Below are 23,840 nucleotides of genomic sequence, written 5' to 3' on the forward strand. Positions count from 1 at the left end.
AGACTACAGGGACCTGCTCCCCGTCACCTGCCGCTCCCTGAGGAAGAGCCTGCATTTATTGCCTTACGGGTGGCAATAGTGACTACCTTAGAAACATCGCTTTTCCGCTTTAGATTCAAAAAGGTTTATATTTTATACTATTAAGGTTATAAAAAGTATACCTCCTTGCTAAATATTTTTGCCACCAGCAGCAAAATAGTGCCTGCTTAGGCACAAATACCTGTGTTCGTAACAGGGGCCTGGGCTGAAGTTTATAGGCTAATTTGTATATTGTGCGTCTAGAAGATGCGTTATAGCAAAGATTGATGAACACCTGGAAGTATAACCGCATCTCTTGCAGCCACGCCAACACAAACAACAACAGATATGAGCCAGTTAGTTATTAGCTCCCTCGACGAACTTACCAAGTATGAGGGCACCGAAATGGGCGTTTCGGATTACCATACCATTACGCAGGAGCAGATTCAGAAATTTGCGGATGCCACCCTGGATCACCAATGGATTCACCTGGATGCCGAGCGGGCCAAAACAGAGTCGCCGTTCGGGGCTACCATTGCCCACGGTTATCTGACCGTTTCGCTGCTGCCTTACCTGTGGTCGCAGATTACCTCCATCCAGAACCTGAAGATGCAGGTAAATTATGAGATCGAAAGCCTTCGCTTTAACCAGGCGGTTACCGTAAACGGACGTGTGCGCCTGCGCGCCAAGCTGCTGTCGGTGAAGAACCTGCGCGGCATTGCCAAAGCCCGGCTGGAGGTAACGCTGGAGATTGAGAACAGCAAAAAGCCCGCCTTCACGGGCATCATCACGTTCCTGTACCACTTTAACGATTAGGTACGCCCCTGCTGCAGCAGCGCTATACTTTTAAATCCGGTTCCTATGCTAAAACCAGAAGACCTCCCCATCTACCGCAAAGGAGAAGAGATTTTCCACCTCACTACTTCTATTGTGGGGCTGATACCGGAGGACAATGCGCTGCTGCAGCACCTGCGGGAGGTAATGCTGACCGACGCTGCCATGCTGACGGTGAAGGTAGCCAGTGCCGTGGGCGCAGACATTTACGACATGCAGATGGAGAACGCTGTGCTTATCCGCAAAGCAGCCCGCGACCTGCTCACCAACTGCACGGCCCTGAAGATGTACGGCTTTGAGGAATTCACCTACCTGCCCCTGCTGCGCAACGCCATCGAGGAATACAGGGTGCTGTTTGTGGCCTGGGTTGCCACCTTCGATCCCTGGAACTACATCTGGGACGACTGGGGCCTGTTTAACCCTCCGGGCGCTACAAAGGAGGATAGCCTGTAGGCCCTTTTTCCAATAGACTTCTCCCATTCCCGGCCAGGCAGTTGCCCAGGGTATGGGCATTATACTTTTTGCTCACCCGATAACCACCTTCCTCCGTAAAAGCAGGGTTTGTAAAGAACTGCTTTATACTTTTGCAGCTCCTGAACTTACGCAAAGTATAAAACCCCTGCCATGACGCCTGCCCCTACTTCTGCCCCTGCCCCACAGCTTACCCGCACTACCCTCTGGCTGATGACCATTGCCTCCGGTATGGTGGTTGCCAACAACTACTACAACCAGCCGCTGCTGGTAAAAATGGCGGACACTTTTCGGGTGTCGGAGGCGAGCGCGGGCATGGTGGCCATGCTGGCGCAGGTAGGATACGCTATTGGCCTGCTCTTTATCATTCCGCTGGGCGATATGCTGCGCCGCAAGCGGCTTATCCTGATCGACTTTGTGCTGATCGTGCTCTCGCTGCTGCTGGCGGCCTTCTCCACGAACATTTATACTTTGATGGCAGCCAGCCTGCTGATCGGCGCTACCTGCGTGGTGCCGCAACTGTTTGTGCCCATGGCCGCGCACCTGGCCCGGCCGGAAGAACGCGGCAAAGCCGTGGGCACCGTGATGAGTGGCTTACTGGTAGGTATCCTTTTCTCGCGTACGCTCAGTGGCGTTGTGGGCGAGCACCTGGGTTGGCGGGCCATGTACCTGATTGCTGCCGGGTTGATGGTGCTCTTATGGCTAGCCCTATACTTTCTGCTGCCCGAGATACAGCCCCAGTTTAAGGGTAATTATAAAAGTTTGATGAAGTCATTGGTGCACTTGTTCCGCACAGAGCCCCTGCTCAGGCTGGCCTCGGCGCGCGGGGCGCTGTCCTTTGCCTGCTTCGGTGGTTTCTGGACCACGCTCGTCTTTCTGCTGGAGGGCCCGCCTTTCTTTGCCGGCAGTGATGTAGCCGGCGCTTTCGGGCTGGTGGGTGCGGGTGGTGCCATCATGGCCTCTGTCATGGGTCGCCTCAGCGACAGGTTCGATACGCGCTCCATCCAGATCGTCACGCTAGCCATGCTTGTGGTGTCTTACATAGTCTTCGGCTTCTCGGGTCAGAGCATGATTGGACTGGTGGTAGGCGTTATACTGCTGGACCTCGGCCTGCAGGGTTCCCACATCTCCAACCAAACCCAGATTTTTGCCCTTCACCCCGAGGCGCGTAACCGCCTGAACACGGTATACATGTTTACCTACTTTATCGGCGGGGCCACCGGAACCATCCTCGCCACCCAGGCCTGGCAAGTATGGCGCTGGAACGGCGTGGTGGCTGTAGGGCTTATTTTCTCAGCCCTGGCGCTGGCTGTGCACCTGATCTTTTCCCGGAAGGTGAGCAAGTCTTTATAACGAGTTTTCGGCTCCGGGTCCAACCACCCCTAGCCCCTCCTTGTCTAAGGCGGGGAATTTCTGCTAACGATTACACCCCTATGGTCCCCTCAAGGGGACAGTCTGTGCCTGTTGCATCAGCAGCAGCTATCGGACTTATTCCCAGCCTTTGGATTGAGCGCCTTGTAGATTTCTGGTGCCGCTGTGGCGGCATTGCGACCGAAGGGCAGCAAAGGAAATGTACACCGCGCGATGCCCGAAGGCGAGCCCTCTCGGGCTTGAGAGCTCCAAAGCCCGAAATGCAACGAGACGTTTGTGGGAACTAGAGGATGAACAGCAGCTAGAAAGGACAGCTTGTTTCAAGTTGTGGGAAGCGGTGGCTCAGGGAAGTATAGGCTGGTAAGTATAAAACGGCACAAGCTAAAAGCTCGCGCCAGCGAAAGTATAGAGTATAACCAAAGTATAAAATCCTGTTCATCCCCTAATACAGCAAATCCTAATTCAGACAAGTATAAAGTATAGCTAGTGCAGACTCGAAAAACCCAGCAACTTAATTGCAAAGATGTATGGGAGAAACGCCGGATTAAGCAAATCAGCATAACTTCGCCTCTCATTTAAGGTATACTATAAAACCCAAGCACGCACACTATGATGGAAAACCCAAACCTGGAGAACTGGGACGAGGCACGCTATAAAGAGCTCAACACCTACTTCCGTATCAAAATCGAACTCATGCTGCGCACCAACCCAAATTTAGTGGCTCAGCAGCAGGAAGACACCACCATGCACTTGCAGCAGCTAGTAAACGAGTTGAGCGAGGAAGACAAGGAGCGATGGGAAGAGTTTATGCGGCTGGACAAACAGAAGATGGAGCTTGACATCTGGAACCACCTGCACGGCAAGGGAACCCGCTACCGCCCCGGCATCGGCTTTACCAAATCCGACGACGACACCACCTGGTAGGCCTATTCCTCAAAGCCATATCTGGCATCACTCCAGAAGGCATCGAGGGCGATGATGCGGGGCTTCAGAAAAGAGATAAGCGCCGGCCAGTCTTCTTTGTCGAACACGTTTATCGGGGCAATTTCCTTGTAGATGCGGCTCACCACACGCCCTGTATTATCCGGGGCATGCAGCACCCACTCCCACTCCTCACCCAGCGTTTCGTGCAGCATGGTCTTATGCTCCTCAAATTGCTCGAACACCAGCTGCTGCAACTCCGTGTCCGGGTGCGTAAGCTCGATGGCGATATACCCGCGCTTGTTGTCGGCGTTCATCCGGAAGTATACATCCTTCACCCCGGTTTTATAGTTGAGCCAGTTCACCTTCCAGCCCTCAGCCGAAAGCTGCGGAGAGAGGTACTGGCCGAAGGTGGTCCAGAACTGCTGCCTTAACTGGGATGCCTGCTCGCGGGTATACATGCTGCAAAAATAGCGGATTCTATACTTTAAAACTACCCTTGGCTGCGATGCCTTCCAGCGACACTTCCACCATTCCTTCTTGCAGGTCATCGACCCTGCAACAACAGGATAGAGAGACCAGTTTGGCAACTTTTGTTTCATGAGAAAAGTGGGTTTTGCCTGGCCGGCCGTAGTACCAAAGTATGGGAGCGAGCAAGAGGTGCTTCATTAGACTTTCATGCTTTATTACCGCATGGGAATCAGTTACCTAAGCGACTATAGCAGCAAGGCTTGTTTAACAGCGACGAGGGCGTAAACCGGCCCATCTAAATGGTTGGCAACACGAACGACACGCTTGGTGAAGCGCCCACAAAGAACAGGTAGCAGCGCGCAGGCCTGCCAGGCAGCCTAAGCAGGTTGATTATCGTATTTTAACCGGGTAACAGCAGCAAAAGTATCTTAATCTTTATGTTTAAGTGAATGTCTTTAGTTTTCTGACAATCATATTTATATACCGATTAACTAAAATCTATACTTTAAGTATGAAAATAAAGTGGCTATGACCAGGCATTTACATTTTAAAGCTGCTTTCCGAAACATTCCGCTCTTTTATCGTTTATGATGATAGCAAAGTTACTCGCCTATATTAAAGCATTGTAAAATGGAGATATAAAGCCAACGGTTCGTTTCATTTTAGAACAATTTTGTATAATTTCGCTGTAAACAAAAAGACACTACTACGCAATAAAAAGCTAATACACATGTCAGAATTTGCTGAAATAATTTTAGATGGTAAATCCTACCAGCTACCTGTTGTAGAGGGAACAGAAAATGAGAAAGCGGTTGACATTTCTGCGCTGCGCGCTCAATCAGGTTATGTTACCCTGGATTCAGGATATAAAAACACAGGCGCTACCACCAGTGCCATCACTTTCCTCGATGGGGAGCAAGGCATTCTGCACTACCGTGGTTATCCGATAGAGCAACTGGCCGAGAAGTCGAACTTTATTGAGGTGGCCTACCTGCTGATCTACGGTTCCCTGCCCACCCAGCAGGAATTAAATGACTTCAGCAACAAGATCAGGCTGCACACGCTCGTAAATGAGGACATGCGCAAGATCCTCGACGGCTTCCCGTCTACGGCGCACCCGATGGGCATCCTGTCGGCTTTGATCAGCTCGCTTACGGCTTTCTACCCCGAGTCGCTTAACCCGAACCAGACCAAAGAGGAGGTTGACCTTTCCATCATCCGCCTGATGGCAAAGCTGCCAACCATCGCTGCCTGGTCTTACAAGAACTCCATCGGCCATCCGGTAAACTACCCTAAGAACAAGCTGGACTACTGCTCCAACTTCCTGCACATGATGTTCGCCTACCCAACCGAGGAGTATGAGCTGAACCCGGTGGTAGTGGACGCGCTGAACAAACTGCTGATTCTGCACGCCGACCATGAGCAGAACTGCTCTACTTCAACCGTGCGCCTGGTAGGTTCTGCCAACGCCAGCCTGTATTCTTCTGTGTCGGCCGGTATCAGCGCCCTGTGGGGACCGCTGCACGGAGGTGCCAACCAGGCTGTGATTGAGATGCTGGAGGCTATTAAAGCAGACGGTGGCGACTCGAAGAAATTCATTGCAAAGGCGAAAGACAAAGATGATCCGTTCCGCCTGATGGGCTTCGGACACCGCGTGTACAAGAACTTCGACCCGCGCGCCAGAATAATCAAGAAGGCCGCTGACGAAGTGCTGACCGCCCTGGGTATCAATGATCCGGTGCTGGACATCGCGAAGGAACTGGAAGAGGCTGCCCTGAACGATCCATACTTCGTGGAGCGTAAGCTATACCCGAACGTGGACTTCTACTCCGGCATCATCTACCGTGCCCTGGGCATCCCAACCGACATGTTTACGGTGATGTTCGCTCTAGGCCGTCTGCCAGGCTGGATCGCCCAGTGGAAAGAAATGCGCGAGAACAAGGAGCCAATCGGCCGTCCGCGTCAGATCTACACCGGCGCCACCAAGCGCGACTACGTAGCTGTGGAGAACCGTTAATCTGGTTTAAAGTATAAAAACAGGAAAGGCTGACCCTCGGGTCGGCCTTTTTCTTTTGCCTCTCCCCCGCAATGACCGGCGTCATTTTATACTTTCTACCCTGGTACTACCTTGCGCGTATACCTTATACTATAGTTTTATACTTTCATGACGAAAATCAGGCTCACCAGGCTTTTCACGTTTGAGACGGCGCACGCGCTGCTGCACTACGACGGCCCCTGCCGCCGCATACACGGCCACTCCTACAAGCTGGAGGTAACGGTAATCGGCACGCCCCTGGTGGAGGAAGAGCACCCCAAGAACGGGATGGTGATGGACTTCGGGGACTTGAAGCAGCTGGTGCAGGAGCACATCGTGCAGCCCTTCGACCACGCCCTGGTGCTGGCACAGGAAAGCCCGCAGGACTTGCTGGAGCAGCTGCGCAAGTATGACCACAAACTCGTGCTTACCCCCTACCAGCCCACCTGCGAGAACATGCTCATCGACTTTCAGCACCGCCTGCGGCAGCGCCTGCCGGGCCATGTGCAGCTGCACCACCTCAAGCTCTGGGAAACACAGAACTCCTTTGCCGAGTGGTACGCAGAGGATAACCGGTAAAACGCAGTATTTATACTTTGGCGGCGGCCTTTATACTTTAGAAAGTATAAGGGCCGCTGTTTTTGTTTGCAGGCATTCACTAACTCCAGCAAATATATTTTAACCGCTGCCCTCGCTTGAAGAGGTATATATTTAAATCAAAATGTATACCTTTAGCCCCTGTTACTGAACCACCTATACTTTAGCACCACCGTTCACTTTTAGCCTATGAGAACAACTTTACTTGCTTTAACCTTTCTGTGTGTTTCTATTTCAGTTGCCCTCGCGCAGGACTACAAGCTCGGCTACGTCATCGGTAATACCGTTTCCTTTCCCTACGATATCACCGTAGGCCCAGACAATAAACTGTACCTTGCCGATGATTACAGCACACGCGTTTTCAACCTCTCCGGCACCATGCTAGACGAGTACCATCTGACAGGCCGGTACCATGATTCCAACTCGCACATGGCAACCAGCGTGGATAGCGAGGGGAATATGTACACCATCAGCTTTGGCAGCCGCATCCAGAAGATTAGTCCTGACAACGAGATATTACTCAGCTTTGGAGAAGAAGGCAGCTTACCTGGCCAACTAAATGATCCCAAAGCCTTAGTCGTAACCAAAGACGGCACCATCATCATAGCAGACACTGAAAACCATCGTATTCAGAAATTCGATCAGCAGGGAAATCTACTTTCCGTGATTGGGAGTTTTGGAGAGCTACCCGGGCAATTCAACATGCCGAACAGCCTTGCCCTCGATAAGGAAGAGAATCTGTACGTTAGCGACCCCAATAATGCCCGCATTCAGATATTCGATAAGTCCGGCAAACTCCTCACTTATTTCGGTAGTGGTTGGGCAATCCATCCTGGTGATATCGCCTTAGACGCGGAAGGGTATGTCTATATAACTGAGCTTTATTCCCATCAGGTTATTAAGTTTGATACTACGGGGTACTGGCATATGAATTTCGGGTCTGAAGGAACCGGGAACGGTCAGTTTACCGGCCCCAGTATGAGCCTGACCCTTGACGGGGAAGGAAACATATATGTAGCCGACAGGGATAATGATAGCCGTGTTCAAAAGTTTTCTCCGCAAGGTGATTTCCTGTTGGATTTCGGCAATTTCAGAAGCAGAAGCGCCGATAAACTGTACCCCTATGCCATCAAGTCGGACCAGGTGGGGAATTACTATGTTGCGTTCAGCAATGGTATCATCCAGAAGTATGACACGGAAGGAAACTTATTGTTCGCCTTTGGAGGCAAGGGCACGGACAACGGAAAGTTTACTAGCCAGATCACAAGTATGGAAATAGACCAGGCAGGCAACCTTTATGTGCTTTCGAAGGAGACTGCGGGCAGCGTTCAGAAGTTCACCCCTAACGGTGTATTTATCTCCAGGTTTGCGCCCGCTTCCAGTACAGGCACAGCGAGCCGAACAACCTTAGCCAATCCCATATACCTTAAACTGGACCCGCAGGGCAATGCCTATGTTTCTGATGACATTTTTCTGTACCAGTATAGCCCTGAAGGGAAGTTTATAAAAAGGCAATCGTACATCAACAATGAAACCGGTGCACCTATTAATTTTAAGGAAGGCGTGTTTAACAGCCGGCTTAAATTCAGTATAGATAAAGAAGGGGCGCTTTACATTATGCTTGTCCGGAAATCTAAAAAGTTCACCCTAAATGGAGAGTTCCTGGGAGACTTTATGCCACCAAACGCTTACCCGGACGGGTTTACGGCCTATGATATGGATTTTGACGGGCAGAACAACATGTATCTTTCCAATTGGGGACACATTTACAAGTATGATGCCCACACAAAAGCCCTGGTGGCGAGTTCAAGGAACTACTCCTATATCTTCCATATTCTCCAAAATTCTTTTTCGGTAAACAAGTCGGGTTCCCGTATCGTCGTTTTAAGCCCAAACAACACGGTAGCGAGCTTTACGAACAACGAGCCAATTACCTTGCCCGACACGAACAATATAACTGGCACTGTATATCACGACAAGAACAATAACTGTTCGTTCGACGAGAACGACAGCCCACTTCCGGGGATTTTAGTCGAAGCCACACCTGGCCCATACTATTCGTTTTCAGACAAAAACGGCAACTATTCGCTGCCTGTTGGCTCCGGAACCTATCAGGTAAAGCAAATATTGCCAGCAAACGAGGCTACTAAAAAAATCGTTGCCTGCCAGGACGAAGCCATACAAGTAACTTTCTCATCGCTTGGGCAAACCCAAACGCTTCACCATGGCAACCAGGTCACCCTCTCCCCTTACCTCTCCGTCAGCGTCTCCTCCGACCGCCGCCGGCGCTGCTTCGAGAGCACTACTACGGTGCGTTACGTAAACTCCGGTTTTGCCACAGCACCCGATGCCAAAGTATACTTGCAACTGCCTTCCGAGGTAGAACTGCTCTCCGCGGATAAAGCCTATACACGCCTGCCCGACGGAACCTATGAATTCGCTGTCGGCGACCTGGCAGCCGGCCAGCAGGGCACCATCACCATCACAGACATCGTAACCTGCGGCGACGAGAGTGTGCGCGGCCGCACCGTCTGCACCCGCGTCTGGATAACGCCATCGAACAACGCGCCTGCACAACCAACTCCAACCATTTCCATCACAGGCCGCTGCGACTCCCAGACAGGCATGATCCGCTTTGTTATCAGGAACTCGGGCAAGGCCGATATGGATAAACACGAACTGTTCCGCAAGTACAGGGATGGCAGGCTGGCCTCCATAGAGCAGTTCCAGCTGGCTGCCGGCGACAGCATGGTGCTCTGGGTGCCTTCCATGGGCTACACCTGGCGCCTGGAGGCCGACCAGCCAGAGGGCAACGGCGACAATAAAACGGCCAGCGTCACGATAGAGGGCTGTACCGACGCCACTTCGGCATCTGTCAGCTCCGGCCTGGTCAACCTGCTGCCCACCGATGACGAGGAGGCCGAGGTATCGGAGGAGTGCCTGCTGATAACCGACTCCTTTGACCCGAACGACAAGCTGGTGACGCCGGTGGGCAGGACAGAGGAAAACTATTCTCCCACCAACACGGCGCTCAAGTATAAAATACGCTTCCAGAACACGGGAACCGACGTGGCCTACCGCGTGGTGGTGGTCGACACGCTCTCCGAGCACCTGGACCTGAGCACGCTTCAGCTGGGCGCTGCCTCGCATACGCACCGCTTTGAGGTGAGCGGCAAGGGACGCCCGGTGCTTACCTGGACCTTCGACAACATCCTGCTGCCCGACTCCACGGCCAATGAGCCCGGTAGCCACGGCTACATCCTCTTCAGCATCAAACCAAAGGCAGACCTGCCCGAGAAAACGGCAGTGGAGAACTTTGCCGACATTTTCTTCGACTTCAACTCCCCTGTCCGCACCAACGTCACCGTAAACCGCATCTACGACATGCCGCCTGTGGTGGACGAGGAAGTGCGGGTGAGGATGGAGGATGTGCTGGCCACACCAACCATTACAGCTTTTGAGCCGGCTGCGGGTAAGGTAGGTTCCGAGGTCACCATCACAGGCAAACGCTTTGCCACCAACGCCGCCGACAACAAAGTATACCTGAACGGGAAAGCCGCTACCGTGGTCAGTGCCACCACCGCAGAGCTGCGCGTGCTGGTGCCCGCAGGTGCCGCGACGGGTGCCCTGAAAGTCGTTACACCGGACGGCGGCGTTACGGCAACGGAGAATTTTGAAGTATACCAGCCGCCGGTGCTCAGCTCCTTCAGCCCGGCAGAGGGCTTGGTAGGCAATATCGTGAACCTGCACGGACTGCACGTGCTACCAGAACTGGTAGAGGCTGTAAAGCTGGGCGACCTGGATTGCGCGATTGTCAACCACAAGGGCAACACCGTGTCCGTACAGGTGCCTGAAGGCGCTGTGACAGGCCCTTTCACCATCCGCACCAAAGGGGGCGAGCACAGAACACCACACCTTTTTACCGTCTGGTACAGGCCTGCTATCAGCAGCCTGAGCGAAGAGAGCGGTATCGTGGGGAGCACCTTCACCATCACGGGCGAAAATTTCACCGCTGACAAGGCCCGCATCAATGTGTGGTTTGGGTTAGTGCAAGCTCAGGTGCTGGAGGCAAGCCCCGGGCACCTGGTGGTGCGGGTGCCGGAGCAGGCCGAGTCTAACGTATTGGTGGTGGAGACACCGGGAGGTCCGGCCTTTGCCACGTTCGAGGTGATTCCGGGACCTAGATTCTCAGCCATGCAACCGGCAAAGGGAAGCGTGGGCACGGTGGTGGAAATCAGCGGCCAGCACTTCGGGGTAAGGGGGCTGCAGGATAAAATAGCCTTCAACGGGCAGGAAGCGCTGGTGCTGGAAGCCTCCGGTGACAGGTACAAGGTCAGGGTGCCGCGCGGGGCCACCACGGGCAAGGTGCAGATAACGGGTTATGGCGGCAAAGCCTACAGCGCCGCAGACTTTGTGGTGGAAGACCTGACGCTGGCCGAGGCTGTCATCATCTCCCCAAACCCAAACAACGGAAGCTTTATACTGGACCTGCACCGCGCTGATTTCGATGTACAGCAACTGCAGGTATACAGCAGCCTGGGCCAGCTGGTGCTGGAGCAACGACTAGCTATACCACGGCCAGATGTGTTGCACGTGCGTCTACCTAAACCGCAGGCTGGTATTTACCTGGTGCACCTGCACACTAACCGCGGGCTGTTTACCTATAAACTGTACGTGCGTTAACCGATACTGCAGCATACATAACCCAGAAGGGCCGGTAGTTATACCGGCCCTTTTGCTTTATGATCGAATTTCTACTGTAGCAAGTATCCCTGCTCCTTCCAGCGCATGCGGTAGGCGTTCATGGCTGCCTCGCCCAGCTTGGTGACAAGGCGGTAGTTTACCACTGCGCCAATCGGGGCACCTATCACTGGTATCAGCTGCGCCATTTTAGCCAGGTCGATGTAATCACGGTACTCCTGCTGCAGGCTGCGCCAGTCAAAGGCATTGATATCCTCCGGCAACAGCTCTTTTTGTGTCTCCCAGTCGGCCAGGTGGCGGTATACGTTGCGGCGGTGCTGCTGGGAGCTAAAGGCAAGTTCGAAGATGTGCAGCAGGTACACCCGCTCCCGGTAATCCCGCACATCGTAGCCATAGCTGGCGGCAATATCGTAGAGCAGTTTAAGTTTGAGGCTTAGCAGCAGCGGAAAATCCACCAGGCCCAAGAAAATGCCGCCTGCACCGGTTACCCCTCCTTCGGCCGCAGCCGCCTGCTGGTAGTACTTTATCTGCCCCCGTACCTGTGCCTCCCGCACCTCCAGGGGTGCCTGCTCCAGCGGCTTCTGCGAGATGTACTCAGCCCCAAACAACACGCCCCGTATCATCTGCTTCATTGTCGCGGTAATAGCCCGGTGCACCTTCTCCGGAATGAAACTGTTGATCTTTACCTGTGTCTTATGGGCCAGATCATTGAAGAATGACGGTTCGCGCTGCACTTCATACTGCCACCGCCGCAGCTCATACATAACCTGTGTTTCGTAGGGAGAAGGCATGGAAGTTTGGGAGTTTAGGAGTTAGGAAGTTTGGGAGTTAGAGAGACGCAATACGTAGCGTCTGATTCTGGTACCTGTTATACTTTGTCTCTACGTTTGCGGGTGCCAGGCGGGTTAAAGTATAAAAGCCGGCGTTTGCCGGCTTTTATACTTTATACTACTAATTTTCTTGCTTTACAGGGATTTGCTCGGTTTGCTGCTGTTGTTCCTGGGCTTTCTCGGCGGCTTTGCGCTGCTCCTTTTCCCTTTTCCGGAAGAAGCCGCGCAGTAGGAAGTTACTTTGCATCGCTTCCATGTTCTCGTCCAGTTTCTCGGTGCTGGTTTCCAGGTTTTGCATGGTGCTCTGCAGCTGACGGGCAAACTCAGGGTCGTTCAGCAACACACCTACGGCATTATTGTCGTTATTAACCTTGGAGCTGGCCTGCTCCAGGTTCTGCACCATCTGGGTAGCCGACTGCGTGGCTTTCTCCAGCTCTGTCATGGATTGCTGCAGCCTGCTAAAGACAACAGTATCTGTCAGCAGTTCGTCGGCCAGGCCACCGTTTGTGTTCAGTTTACGGCTAAAGCGGCTCAGCTCCTGCGACGCGCGGGAGGCGTTGCGGGAGGTATTCTCCAGGCTGGCCACCATGTTTCTGAAGTCTTTTGCCAGTGTGGTGTCGGTCAGCAGCGTTCCTACCGTTCCCTCTCCGCGTACCAGCTTTTCGCTTATCAGGCTGAAGTTACCTGTAATAGTTGCCAGGTTCTCGTTGTTCTGCTGCAGTTTTTTCATGATATCGTCGGTGTTCATGCCGGGCTCGGCAGCAAGAATATCCCCATCCTGCACGGCCGGCCTCGAAGGGGTACCGCCGATAATCTCGATAATTCTGTTACCAATAAGGCTTTCCGAACTTACGCGCGCCCTGGAATCCTGGCGGATATACTTCTGGGCTTCCTGCTCAATGTTCATCACCACCCTAACCTGCGCCTCTCCAAAAAGCTCAATCGCTTTCACAGTACCAATTTTCACTCCGGAGAACCACACGTTGTTGCCCACCTTCAGGCCTTCCACATCATCAAACACCGTGCTCACAGTAATACTCTCTATAAACCGTTTCTGCTGGCCACCCAGTGTCAGGATACCGATCACGAAAATCACGATGGCTATCAGGACAAAGATGCCCACCATGATGGAACGTTTATTTTCTGTCATTTTTATACTTTAGTTAACAAAGTTGTAGTCGTAAAACATCTTCACCCGCTCATCATCCGAGTTGAACACTTCCTCAAAAGTGCCCTGCCGCTGAAACTGCCCATCCAGCAGCATCACCACGCGGTCGCCCACGGCGCGGGCGCAGGTAAGGTCGTGGGTGATGATGATGGAGGAGGTATTGAAACGCTCCTGCACGTCGTTTATCAACGCATTGATCTCGATACACGTAATCGGGTCGAGGCCGGCGGTGGGCTCGTCGTAGAGCATGATCTCCGGCTTAAGGATAAGCGTGCGGGCAATGCCGATGCGCTTGCGCTGTCCGCCGGAAAGCTCAGAAGGCATCTGGTTGATGGCCTGCAGCAGCCCCACGCCGTCCAGTACGAAGTGAATTCGCTGGTCCCGCTCTGCTTTGGTGAGCGACTTGGAGTTGCGGATAAGCGGGAACTCCAGGTTCTCATACACGGTCATACTATCATACAAGGCGCTGTTCTGAAACGAGAAGCCTACTTTCAGGCGAAGCTGCTCCAGCCCTTTGGTCGACAGCTTGTCCACTTCCTGGCCCAGTACCTTCACCAGGCCCTCATCGGGAGTGAGCAAACCGGAAATGATTTTAATCAGAACGGACTTACCCGTTCCTGATCGGCCCAGCACCACCAGGTTCTCGCCCTGGTAGAGGTCCAGATCCACGCCCTTCAGTACCTCGAAATCATCAAAGGCCTTTTTAAGCCCCCTGATCTCGATTACCTTGTTATCGTAATTTATGTTCGGATTGATCTTCTTCATACGTTCTGCTTACATGGCCCGGAACAGGTTAATCACCTGCAGCGACAACAACTCCTCTATGAAGACCAGGAACATGGCCGTTACCACCGATGAGTTCGCCGCCTTGCCTACGCCCTCCGTCCCCTTAGACGAATAATACCCCTTGTAGCAGCCCACCATGCCTATCGTGAAACCGAAAATAAAGGTCTTGATGATGGAGGAGAAGATATCGAGGAAGGAAATGGCCTCAAACACCTGCGTGATGTAGGTCGTAAAGCTTGTCAGTTCGTTCTGGTTCACGTTGAGGTAGGCGCCCATCAGGGATACAAAAACGGTGTAGATCATCAGCGCCGGCACCATGAAGGTAGTAGCCAGCACACGCGTCACCACCAGGTAGTTAAAGGGGTTGGTGGCAGACACCTCCATGGCATCAATCTGCTCGGTCACGCGCATCGACCCCAACTCTGCTCCGATGGCCGATCCCACACGGCCGGCGGCGATAATGGCCGTTACCAGCGGGGCCAGTGCCCGCACAATGGCAATGGAAACGAGCGAGGGCAGCCAGGAGGTGGCCCCAAACTCAGACAGCGACGGCCTGGATTGGTTGGTGAACACAATACCGATGATGAAACCGGTAAGCGAGATGAGCGGTAGCGACCGGACACCTACCTCATAGCATTGGCGCACCACCTCCTTAAACTCGTAAGGTGGCACAAACACCTCCTTAAAAAACCGGACATGGAAAGCGTAGATCTTGTACAGCTCCAGAAAAATGCGGTCTATGCGCCGTGATACAAAGTAATTTCGCTTCCTGCCAGTCCCGGCATTATTATCTTTTAACTCCATTAAGGTCTGTATCCAGTATGTATCTTAAAGCCACCCGGGCTGCAAACGAGCAGCTAAATTAAGTATTTTTAGTCTGTAGAGGATGGTAAAATCAGATATTCTTCGATTTTAGCTATTCCTATACGCCATTTATCCCAAACTGTGTTTTTGGCTCGCTTGTTTAAGTTAAGGAATCTTTTTTCAGGGATGCACCCTGCCTGGCTTTATACTTTAAGCAGCTTGCGCGCGCTCTTGCCCGTACACGGTTAAAAACCAAGTATAAATCTATGGAAACAACGTATAAAGCGCTTGCGATGGGAGCCCTGGCAGGCATGCGCAGCTTATCGGCACCGGCGTTACTGAGCAGGGCCTTGCTGGATAAACAGAACACTAACTTGTCGGGCACACCTTTCAGGTTTCTGCAGCACAGGTATGTGGCCAACACGCTCACCGGGCTTGCCGCCACCGAGCTGCTGGGCGATAAGCTGCCCATAGCCCCTGACCGGATTGAAACGCCCTCCCTGCTGATGCGGGCAGCCTCCGGGGCGGCAGTAGGCGCTGCTGTATTCGCTGGCCGACATAAAAGTATGGCCGAGGGTGCCGCGCTGGGTGCGGTGGCAGCCGTGGCGGCCACGTATGCCAGTTTTTACCTCCGTAAGTTTCTCTGCGAGAAGACCGGCATCGCCGACCCTGTTTTCGGAGCCCTGGAGGATGTGCTTGTGGTTGCCAGTGGACTGAAGGCTGCCAAAGCGTATGCCGCTCTATACTTTATACTTAAAAACTGCCGCCGCACCCACACGTATGGCAAACGCCTGCACCAGCGTTAGATTTGGTGTAAATGTATAAGGGCCGCCTTGACTGGAGGCTGCGAAATAGCTATACTTAACCTGATTTTAAAAGAAGACTATGCCCAAAATTCTGATCATAGACGACGAAAGGGCCATCCGAAGCACCCTGAAGGAGATCCTGGAGTTCGAGAACTATAATGTGGACGAAGCCGAGGACGGCGAGAAAGGCCTGCAACTGCTCGGCAAGTCCAAGTATGACGTGGTGCTCTGCGACATTAAAATGCCTGGCATGGACGGCATCGAGGTGCTGGAGAAAGCCATGGAGATGACGCCCGACACGCCATTTATCATGGTATCGGCCCACGGCACGATTGACACGGCCGTGGAGGCCACTAAAAAAGGCGCCTACGACTTTCTGCAGAAACCACCTGATTTGAATCGCCTGCTGGTGACTGTGCGCAACGCCCTCGACAAGTCAAACCTGGTAACGGAGACGAAAATCCTCAAAAAGAAGATCTCTAAGACGTACGAGATGGTGGGCTCTTCGCCTGCCCTCACCCGCGTGAAGCAAGCGATTGAAAAGGTAGCTCCCACCGATGCCCGCGTGCTGATTACCGGCCCAAACGGGTCGGGCAAGGAACTGGTGGCGCGCGCCATTCACGAGCACAGCAACCGTTCCCAAGGTCCGCTGATTGAGGTAAACTGCGCCGCCATCCCTAGCGAGCTGATCGAGAGTGAGCTGTTCGGCCACGAGAAAGGCTCTTTTACCTCGGCGGTAAAGCAGCGCATCGGCAAGTTTGAGCAGGCCAACGGCGGCACGCTATTCCTGGATGAGGTCGGCGATATGAGTTTATCGGCTCAGGCCAAGGTGCTGCGTGCCCTGCAGGAGCACAAGATTACCCGCGTGGGTGGCGACAAGGACATTCAGGTGGATGTGCGCGTAGTGGCGGCCACCAACAAGAACTTGCTGGAGGAGATCGAGGCCCGCAACTTCCGCGAGGACCTGTACCACCGCCTGGGAGTTATCCTGATCCACGTGCCCCCGCTGAACGAGCGGCGCGAGGATATTCCGGACCTGGTGCAGAAGTTCCTCAACGACATCGCCAACGACTACGGCAATAAGCCAAAGGCCATCACACCGGAGGCCTTGCAGTATCTGCAGGAACTCGACTGGCGCGGCAACGTGCGCGAGTTGCGCAACGTGGTGGAGCGCCTGGTGATTATGAGCGGCCCGGAAATTACCGCGGAAGACGCCAGGGCGTATGCCAGGCCAGTGGTTGCGTAGTACTTATAAAGTATGATTTGCTGAAGAGGCCCCGGTAATGTTCTACCGGGGCTTTTTTATACTTGGCATTTGAGAGGTGTTTAATTGGTAAGAAAAATTTATCAGAAGTATAAATTGCGTAGAGTAGTCTCTTTTTTCTGTGCCTGCTTTAGTGGTTATATATTTCGCTAACATATTTTGTGGTACCTGGTCCAACCACCCCTACCCCTCCTTGTCCAAGGAGGGGAGCTTGTGATTACTGATGATGAAGTATGAGTTTCATAGTTGCGGGTATCATGCGGACAGGTCGGACCTGTCCCTACAAGTGTAAACTCGGCCCTAGCCCCTCTCTGCACACGATTATCATCCCCCTGCCCCTCCAAGGAAGCAGGGTTGTAAAGTTCTACAGAAACTGTCCCCTTGAGGACAAGTGAGACAAGAGTCGAAACTTGCGACCAGAGGTCTATAGGGGTGTTTACTTTTAGCAAAAACTTTTACCACTGGCTTTACACCCCTGTAGTCCCCTCAAGGGGACAGTCTATACCTGTTGCATAGCAAAGACAGCGGCTATCGAACCTGTTCCCAGCCTTTGGGTTGAGCGCCTTCTAGATTTCCGGTGCCGCTGTGGCGGCATTGCGACGCAGGAGCAAAGGAAATGTAGACAGCGCGATGCCCTTATCGAGGGCCCCTACCCCCAAGGCGAGGCCTCTCGGCCTTGAGGGAGCCAAAGCTTGAGATGAAACGATGGGTATGTAAGTCTGGAGGATGAACAGAGGCTAGAAAAGATAGCTTGGTTCAGGCCGCGGGAAGCGGTAGCTAGGAAAGTATAAACTGGTAAGTATAAAAGTATAGCTCAAGTCTAAAAGTATAGCTAAAGTATAAGGTATGGCTTTTCAAGCCTGTTGGGTTGCTCTGTCCCGAAGTATTTCGGGGAAACCCAACATCATAGGTAGGCACGGGTTGCAAACCCGCGCCAGCGATAGGAGATGATATCAAGTATAGATCAAGTATAAATCCGCAAGTAAGCTTACACTTGCCACAAGAACCCCCTACTTCCGCTTCAACAGACAGCAGTTTTTATACTTTTCGCCGCTGCCACACGGGCAAGGCTCGTTGCGGCCGAGGCGCTTGCCGTGCGGGTTTAGCAGCTCCCTGAAATTAATGCGGAAACGCCGTTTCGGGTTTTGCTGAAAGATTTGCGTGAGCAGTTCATATAGCCGTGGGTGCTTCTCAGCCAGCTGGCCGGGTTTTTCGAAAAAGTATTCTGTGACTACGGCAAAGAACTCAGCCTCGCTGGTGGCGCCGTAGTCGTCGATATCCGATTTGCCCTGGAGAATCTTCTGGATCTTACGGTACATCAGCTCCTGCCATGGCTGCACCAGTTTCGCTGGCAGGTAGGCGGTGGGTGTGCCGTCTATTTCGCCATCTGCCTGGTCAAGCATGTGCGCAAACTCATGGATGCCCACATTTTTCCGGTCTGCCATGTCCCGGAAGCCTTGCTCCAGGGCCGGCTTGGAGAGGGTAACGTAGTGGTCGTTCTGAAAGGGATTTACGCGGCCCAGCACCTCACTAACGACCTCGCTTTTCTCATCTTTATACTTTTGTATACTTCCCGGAAACACCAGCACCTCGCCCAGGTTGCGGTACTCCCAATCGCGGAAGCCGAAGATGGGGATGATGGCACTGGCGGCGACCAGCACCTTCGTCAGGTCGTCAATCTCCACATCGATACCCGTGATGCGCTTCTCGGACAGGAACAGCTGAACCATTTTTTCAAAGCGCTGCTTCTCCTCGTCGGTCTTTAAAGTATGGTAAAAGCCTACGCGGTTTTGCAGGATGTTTCGCCACTCCACCGGAAAATCGGTTGCCAGCACCTGCCTGCGGTGCCGTTCGCTCCGGGTGGCCCAGCGGTAAAAAACGAACCCGACAACGGCTACGAAAAGTATAAAGGCAAGATATCCCATGGGTGCGGTTTATACTTTATACTTAGCTCAAGAGCAGGTTACAGCCCCGGATATCGGAATTATCGAAGCGGCCCAGCACCTCGAAGCTGCCGTCCGGGTGCAGGCGGCCAATGTCCTTTGTCTCGATAAAAGCACAGGAGTCCACGTTGGCCAGGTCTACGACGTTTATGCCGCCGCTGCTGCGGGTGCTGTTGCTCATATCGAAGGGATCGTTGAGGTCGCGGAGCAGGATGCGCATGGTGTAGCCGGGCCAGAAAATGCCCTCGCCTTTGGAGTAGCCCTGTGAGAGCAACTCCGTCATGCCATACTCGGAGTGGATGGAAGGCACATTAAAGCCTTTTGTGAGCTGGGCGTGCAGCTCCTCCCGAATCATCTCGCGCCGGCGCCCCTTCATGCCACCGGTTTCCATCACGGTGACGCCTGCAAAATCCTCCTGCCCTTTCAGCTCCTCCGCCAGATCCAGCAACGCATAAGACACGCCCATCAGCAGCACTTTTTTGCCTCTTGCCCTGGCCTGCCGCAGCGCCTGCAGCAGTTGGGCATGGTTGCGCAGGTAAAAGCCTTCCTCCTCTTGCCCGGACCGTTTTATGAAATGGTCTACCATCGCTACCAGCGACGAACCGCCCTGCTCCAGGTACGACGGCAGCAAGGCCAGCACCACATAGTCCTGCAGCGGACCGTAAAAGCTTTCGAATATACGCTCTGATACCCGGTGGTACAGTTCCAGGCTGGAAACAAGGTGGCGGCTGCGCGCCTGCAGGGTGGTACCGCTGCTATAGAAAACGGTCTCTGGTGAGAAGGTGCCGGTTACGACTTCCTGCTCTTTAAAGAACTCAATCGGCAGAAACGGAATCTGCTCCAGCGCCTGTACCTCCTCCGGATTTACGTGCAGGTTTTGCAGGTAATTTTTGTAGATAAGGTTGTGCTGCGCCTGGAAACGGAACAGCGCCAAAGCCGTAGAAAGAAAGTCGAACGGTTGCGGCTGAGCCAATAAACTGGCATGCTGGGTCTTAAATTCCATTGAATACAACAATTGCTATATTTCCTGCGTTTGATTTAGTAAATTTAGCTTCATTTTCTGATACTCCACATGAAATACATGCTAAAGTATAGCCTCCTGCTGCTGGTGTTGGCATTTGCCCTGGGCAGCTGCCGCGAAGAACCTAACTACAGCGACATACCTGCCATTACGTTCGACAGGGTGGAACAGTATACTTATACTAAGAACCGGGTGGTTTTCGATTCGCTGGTGGTGGTGGTGGACTATCAGGATGGCGACGGCGACCTGGGCCTGAGCCGCGGCGATAACGGCTCGCAAACCGGCCCCGACTTTGAACCTCCCTTCAACCCAGGCTCTCAGTACTTCGACAACTTCATCGTGAACCTACAGGTGAAGCGTGGGAACACCTACGAGCCCAGCTTTGTCAACTTCAACGGCCGTTTTCCGAGGCTATCCGGCGATGAAAAGCCGGAGGCACTGGAGGGCGAAATCCGCTACACCATTACCAGCTTCACCACCGAAAGCTACCCCTTCCGCGACACCGTTCGCTTCGAGGTCTTCATCTACGACCGCGCCCTGAACAAGAGCAACGTGGTGTATACCGACGATGTAATCCTGTACCAGGGGCAATAGCTTCTCAGGCTAACCTACTTCGCACATAGTGCAGATAAGCGTAGGTTTACGTTTATCTGGTAGTTGTGCAACAATTGAAACATGAAAAAGCTGCTATTTATATTGTTGTTAACTTTTCTTTCTGAATCTGTTAAATCACAGAGTTATCAGACAAAAGAAGTTATTGAAAAAGCAGAATCATATTTGAAATTGGCTGTAGGTGATGAGCTATCTAAGTACTTTCAGCTTGACCCAAATTCTTATTACGAGTACAAAACCAGATTAGGAAGAAAGAATTGGAGAAGTATAAACAAGGGCAGCAAAACAAAAGGTAACTTTGTGAACGGGAAAAATATAAGGTTTACCTTAAAACATCCTGAATTTCCATACCCTACTACCGTTACTGTTCCTCTAACATCTGATTTAAGTTTAGAATCTAAAATTAACTTGGAGAGAATCCCTGATTTCCTGCTGGATGGCAGAGAATCTGATTGGTTAAGCGTTGGCCAAATTGATAGTATCATAAACAAGCAGAATTTAAAGGTAGCAAAAGAGAAGCCGAGAAAGTATTTAGAGTATTATATTAAAGAAAAGAAGTACTATTGGGCAGTCATAAATACGCTCAAAGAAGAAAAATGCTCTTCTGATGTAGAGATTCTTAATATAAATCCAAAATCTGGAGAAATTTTAAAACATTCTGAAGAAACGCTCTTTGTATTGCACTGTTATTGAAGAAAATCGATGCACAACCAAGTATAGCAGTTATGCTTCGGCTACGCCTTACCATCTGCTATACCAGACCGTTAGGCTTCAATTTAAGTATTTGAAAAAGACATTAAATATACTTGCAACAAATTGGGTTCATTTGGTTGGATTCTACATCACAACCTATGTAAGTATAGCTCTCTTCAAACTACTAGGTGTTCCACACTATGGTGGTGGGAGTTGGATTCAAACTCTTCTGCTAAGTTTAGTCTCAATTCCGTTTCTGTTCTTTACTTACGGACTAAAAATCATAGTGGGGTTCTTTGGAGTCTTAGTTTTACTAGACCTGATTGGGTTTAGGTTTACTAAATCCAGTATTAGAACTATTCTTCTTGTAGAGTGGCTATTAATTATTCCTATATTCATCGGTTGGGCTTTTGAGTATGAATACTGGCTTTGGATAACTTTAGCCTTATCGTTTTTAGTGACCCAATATTGGAGGGAACAGAAATTAAAAAGAATAATCGTAGTCTAACGTGCGCTTGCTTAAGTTACCCTCACTCACGCTCGGGCATCTTAAGCAAGCGCACGTTAAGCAGTAGCTAAGAAGAATGCAACCTATTTGTCAATCTCAGGGTCGTGATGATAAAAGGGTATAACTATGAAAAATAATTTAAAATTAGTTTTCCTCTTATCGCTGCTGCTCATGAGCTGTGAGAAAGACAAGTTGAGTAAGACCTTGAACTTTGAGGGCTTTACAATCGAAGTACCTTCCAACTGGGAAAGCTTTACAAGTCAAGGTTATGATTCAAAAACTGGAGGCATAACGAATGGGAAGGATAAATTAACCTATGATTACGGGTGGTACTCGTATGACTTTAAGAATGAAACTACAGCTACTCATTCTCGAATTTCAATCACGATTGACGGAAAACCAGCTTTAATAGTAAAACCTGTTGAAAAAGGAAAAGGTGTTATTGGTTTATTTATTCAAGTTGACAGCCAAAACAAATTCAGCCTTTCAGGTCTGGACATCAAGGATGAAGATACTGTTTTGAAAATCTTCGAATCAGTGAAGTTCTAAAAAACGACAGAATACAAGCGCCTAACACCGCATAGCTGTATCTTCGACTGGTGCCTCCACATCATCTACACCATTCCATTACCAGCAGCCCCGCCCTTACCTATACTTCCATACAGGTTACCGACAGCTAAACCATCAACCAGTAAATAAAACAGAATGAAAAACTTCCATCCATTCTTCATTATCGGAATAGTAGGAATGATTGTAACTTCTCTCCTGCATATGTTCCTGGCTTTGGGATTGTCGGTCACTTCCGCACATAAAGCTTTTTATACTATCTATCCAACCTTCGCAGCTTTTCTGGCAATTGGTTTTGGCCTGACCCTGAAAAGTCAAAAAGAAGCTCAAACGACCTGAAATAGAGATTACAATAGCTTCTCGTAGGCCATTTCTGAAACCCAGCCTTACAAGCTCAGGAGTCGCGCTGCTTATCTATGAACCTGCCCAGCTCTAAAGCCCCATTTATACTTTGTTGCTGAGGCATCTGACAGTCAGCAACACCTATCCTTATACTTCCCGCGTTTCCTAAGTTATACTTTCGTAGCCACTCTAAGCCAGCATCTTCCGTAAGAGACTACCATGGAAAAAACGATGGAGATCTTAGTCAAAAACGAGGAGACAAGGTTGTATACCGTGGCCTTCCCCAACCCGGGAAAAGAGACCATTATCCTGCTGCATGGCGGACCTGGGGTGCCCGATGGGCTGGGCCCGGTGGCCGAGTTTCTGCAACCCCATTACCAGGTTATCACTTTTCACCAGCGCGGCACCCTTAGCTCCCCCTGCTACAACAGCAACTACTCCATCGCGGCCCTCCTATCCGATATTGATAAAGTGGCAGAGCGGTTTAAGGCAGAGCGATTCCATTTGCTTGGCCACTCCTGGGGCGGGCTCTATGCCCAGTTGTACGCTTACCAAAATGCTCACCGCATCCTGAGCCTGTTCCTCTGCAGCCCCGCCTCCGGCACCGGCACACAGTGGGCCCAGATGATGAAGGAAGCAGCCAGCTACAACAAAAGCAAGTGTGCCGGTAACGAGTGGATGAACATGGTGAAAGATGCCATACTTGGTTTCCTGGGCAAAGACGAGGCATACGAGAGGCTGTTCACGCAGTTCTGCCTCAACTGCAACAAAGGCTACCACGTGAGCGATCCTGTTCCGGTCATGGTAGACCACATCAGCGCCAAAGCCGTTAACCGCACCCGCCGGGCCATACTTAAAGAGCCGGAGCAGGACCCCATGATTGACCAGGGTTTTCCGTTTACCATCACCTACGGCGATGACGACATCTACGGGGAGAGCAAAAAGTATGTGCAGGAGCGCTACCCCTACGCCAATTACCTGACCATACCCCGCAGCAGCCACTTCCCCTGGCTCCAGAACGAACAGGACTTTTACCGCATCATTTCAACTCATTTTGGCCTGTTGCCACAGTAAAAC

22 protein-coding genes are annotated in these 23,840 nt (G+C 51.8%); 15 read left to right on the top strand and 7 right to left on the bottom strand.

Annotation, left to right across the window (positions count from 1 at the left end; genetic code table 11):
* Positions 1-366 precede the first annotated feature (366 nt).
* From C8N40_RS12865 to C8N40_RS12880, 4 genes are all read left to right on the top strand, one after another.
* Positions 367-834: a MaoC family dehydratase gene (locus tag C8N40_RS12865; RefSeq protein ID WP_108212179.1), complete on the top strand. Its 468-nt coding sequence runs from the start codon at positions 367-369 to the stop codon at positions 832-834.
* 45 nt (positions 835-879) lie between these two features.
* Positions 880-1,305, top strand: a complete 426-nt coding sequence (locus C8N40_RS12870) for a hypothetical protein (RefSeq protein WP_108212180.1) — start codon at positions 880-882, stop codon at positions 1,303-1,305.
* A 171-nt stretch (positions 1,306-1,476) separates the two neighbouring features.
* Positions 1,477-2,676 (top strand): MFS transporter, encoded by a 1,200-nt coding sequence (locus C8N40_RS12875; RefSeq protein ID WP_211318109.1) that lies wholly within the window; start codon positions 1,477-1,479, stop codon positions 2,674-2,676.
* 627 nt (positions 2,677-3,303) lie between these two features.
* Positions 3,304-3,618, top strand: coding sequence for a hypothetical protein (locus C8N40_RS12880; RefSeq protein ID WP_108212181.1), 315 nt, complete (start codon positions 3,304-3,306; stop codon positions 3,616-3,618).
* 2 nt (positions 3,619-3,620) lie between these two features.
* On the opposite strand, the gene C8N40_RS12885 is transcribed toward C8N40_RS12880, so the two are convergent.
* Positions 3,621-4,217, bottom strand: a complete 597-nt coding sequence (locus C8N40_RS12885; RefSeq protein WP_342749969.1) for a DUF4268 domain-containing protein — start codon at positions 4,215-4,217, stop codon at positions 3,621-3,623.
* Positions 4,218-4,816: 599 nt separating this feature from the next.
* Here C8N40_RS12885 and C8N40_RS12890 point away from each other — a divergent pair.
* The 3 genes from C8N40_RS12890 (at position 4,817) to C8N40_RS12900 (ending at position 11,401) form a co-directional block, all read left to right on the top strand.
* The gene (locus C8N40_RS12890; protein ID WP_108212183.1) at positions 4,817-6,103 is read left to right on the top strand and encodes a citrate synthase; all 1,287 of its coding nucleotides are present in this window, start codon (positions 4,817-4,819) and stop codon (positions 6,101-6,103) included.
* A 147-nt stretch (positions 6,104-6,250) separates the two neighbouring features.
* Positions 6,251-6,700: a 6-pyruvoyl trahydropterin synthase family protein gene (locus C8N40_RS12895; RefSeq protein ID WP_108212184.1), complete on the top strand. Its 450-nt coding sequence runs from the start codon at positions 6,251-6,253 to the stop codon at positions 6,698-6,700.
* 207 nt (positions 6,701-6,907) lie between these two features.
* Positions 6,908-11,401, top strand: coding sequence for a DUF7619 domain-containing protein (locus tag C8N40_RS12900; RefSeq protein WP_108212185.1), 4,494 nt, complete (start codon positions 6,908-6,910; stop codon positions 11,399-11,401).
* A 71-nt stretch (positions 11,402-11,472) separates the two neighbouring features.
* On the opposite strand, the gene C8N40_RS12905 is transcribed toward C8N40_RS12900, so the two are convergent.
* The 4 genes from C8N40_RS12905 to C8N40_RS12920 all read right to left on the bottom strand — a co-directional run bounded on the left by C8N40_RS12905 (position 11,473) and on the right by C8N40_RS12920 (position 15,007).
* A complete protein-coding gene (locus C8N40_RS12905) occupies positions 11,473-12,210 on the bottom strand; it encodes an EcsC family protein (RefSeq protein WP_211318110.1) in 738 nt (245 codons plus the stop codon).
* A 160-nt stretch (positions 12,211-12,370) separates the two neighbouring features.
* On the bottom strand, positions 12,371-13,399 hold the full coding sequence (locus tag C8N40_RS12910) for an MlaD family protein (protein ID WP_245905111.1): 1,029 nt from the start codon (positions 13,397-13,399) through the stop codon (positions 12,371-12,373).
* 9 nt (positions 13,400-13,408) lie between these two features.
* On the bottom strand, positions 13,409-14,182 hold the full coding sequence (locus tag C8N40_RS12915; protein WP_108212187.1) for an ABC transporter ATP-binding protein: 774 nt from the start codon (positions 14,180-14,182) through the stop codon (positions 13,409-13,411).
* Positions 14,183-14,191: 9 nt separating this feature from the next.
* Positions 14,192-15,007 (bottom strand): MlaE family ABC transporter permease, encoded by an 816-nt coding sequence (locus tag C8N40_RS12920; protein WP_108212188.1) that lies wholly within the window; start codon positions 15,005-15,007, stop codon positions 14,192-14,194.
* Between the two features lie 266 nt (positions 15,008-15,273).
* On the opposite strand from C8N40_RS12920, the gene C8N40_RS12925 reads away from it, so the two are divergent.
* On the top strand, positions 15,274-15,813 hold the full coding sequence (locus C8N40_RS12925) for a DUF4126 family protein (RefSeq protein WP_108212189.1): 540 nt from the start codon (positions 15,274-15,276) through the stop codon (positions 15,811-15,813).
* 79 nt (positions 15,814-15,892) lie between these two features.
* Positions 15,893-17,059 (top strand): sigma-54-dependent transcriptional regulator, encoded by a 1,167-nt coding sequence (locus C8N40_RS12930; RefSeq protein WP_108212190.1) that lies wholly within the window; start codon positions 15,893-15,895, stop codon positions 17,057-17,059.
* Positions 17,060-18,087: 1,028 nt separating this feature from the next.
* Here C8N40_RS12930 and C8N40_RS12935 read toward each other — a convergent pair.
* Positions 18,088-19,002 carry a zinc-dependent peptidase gene (locus C8N40_RS12935; protein ID WP_108212191.1) on the bottom strand — a complete coding sequence of 305 codons (915 nt, stop codon included), beginning with the start codon at positions 19,000-19,002 and terminating at the stop codon, positions 18,088-18,090.
* A gap of 22 nt (positions 19,003-19,024) precedes the next feature.
* On the bottom strand, positions 19,025-20,023 hold the full coding sequence (locus C8N40_RS12940) for an acyl-CoA synthetase family protein (RefSeq protein WP_108212192.1): 999 nt from the start codon (positions 20,021-20,023) through the stop codon (positions 19,025-19,027).
* Between the two features lie 69 nt (positions 20,024-20,092).
* Here C8N40_RS12940 and C8N40_RS12945 point away from each other — a divergent pair, with 69 nt between their 5' ends.
* From C8N40_RS12945 to C8N40_RS12970, 6 genes are all read left to right on the top strand, one after another.
* Positions 20,093-20,635 carry a hypothetical protein gene (locus C8N40_RS12945; protein ID WP_108212193.1) on the top strand — a complete coding sequence of 181 codons (543 nt, stop codon included), beginning with the start codon at positions 20,093-20,095 and terminating at the stop codon, positions 20,633-20,635.
* A gap of 81 nt (positions 20,636-20,716) precedes the next feature.
* The gene (locus C8N40_RS12950) at positions 20,717-21,346 is read left to right on the top strand and encodes a hypothetical protein (RefSeq protein WP_108212194.1); all 630 of its coding nucleotides are present in this window, start codon (positions 20,717-20,719) and stop codon (positions 21,344-21,346) included.
* Between the two features lie 91 nt (positions 21,347-21,437).
* Positions 21,438-21,854, top strand: a complete 417-nt coding sequence (locus C8N40_RS12955) for a hypothetical protein (RefSeq protein ID WP_108212195.1) — start codon at positions 21,438-21,440, stop codon at positions 21,852-21,854.
* Between the two features lie 126 nt (positions 21,855-21,980).
* On the top strand, positions 21,981-22,403 hold the full coding sequence (locus tag C8N40_RS12960) for a hypothetical protein (RefSeq protein ID WP_108212196.1): 423 nt from the start codon (positions 21,981-21,983) through the stop codon (positions 22,401-22,403).
* A 156-nt stretch (positions 22,404-22,559) separates the two neighbouring features.
* A complete protein-coding gene (locus C8N40_RS12965; protein WP_108212197.1) occupies positions 22,560-22,760 on the top strand; it encodes a hypothetical protein in 201 nt (66 codons plus the stop codon).
* Positions 22,761-22,994: 234 nt separating this feature from the next.
* Positions 22,995-23,837 carry an alpha/beta fold hydrolase gene (locus tag C8N40_RS12970; protein ID WP_170114102.1) on the top strand — a complete coding sequence of 281 codons (843 nt, stop codon included), beginning with the start codon at positions 22,995-22,997 and terminating at the stop codon, positions 23,835-23,837.
* Positions 23,838-23,840 lie beyond the last annotated feature (3 nt).

It is taken from the genome of Pontibacter mucosus (assembly GCF_003054055.1).
Lineage (GTDB): Bacteria > Bacteroidota > Bacteroidia > Cytophagales > Hymenobacteraceae > Pontibacter > Pontibacter mucosus.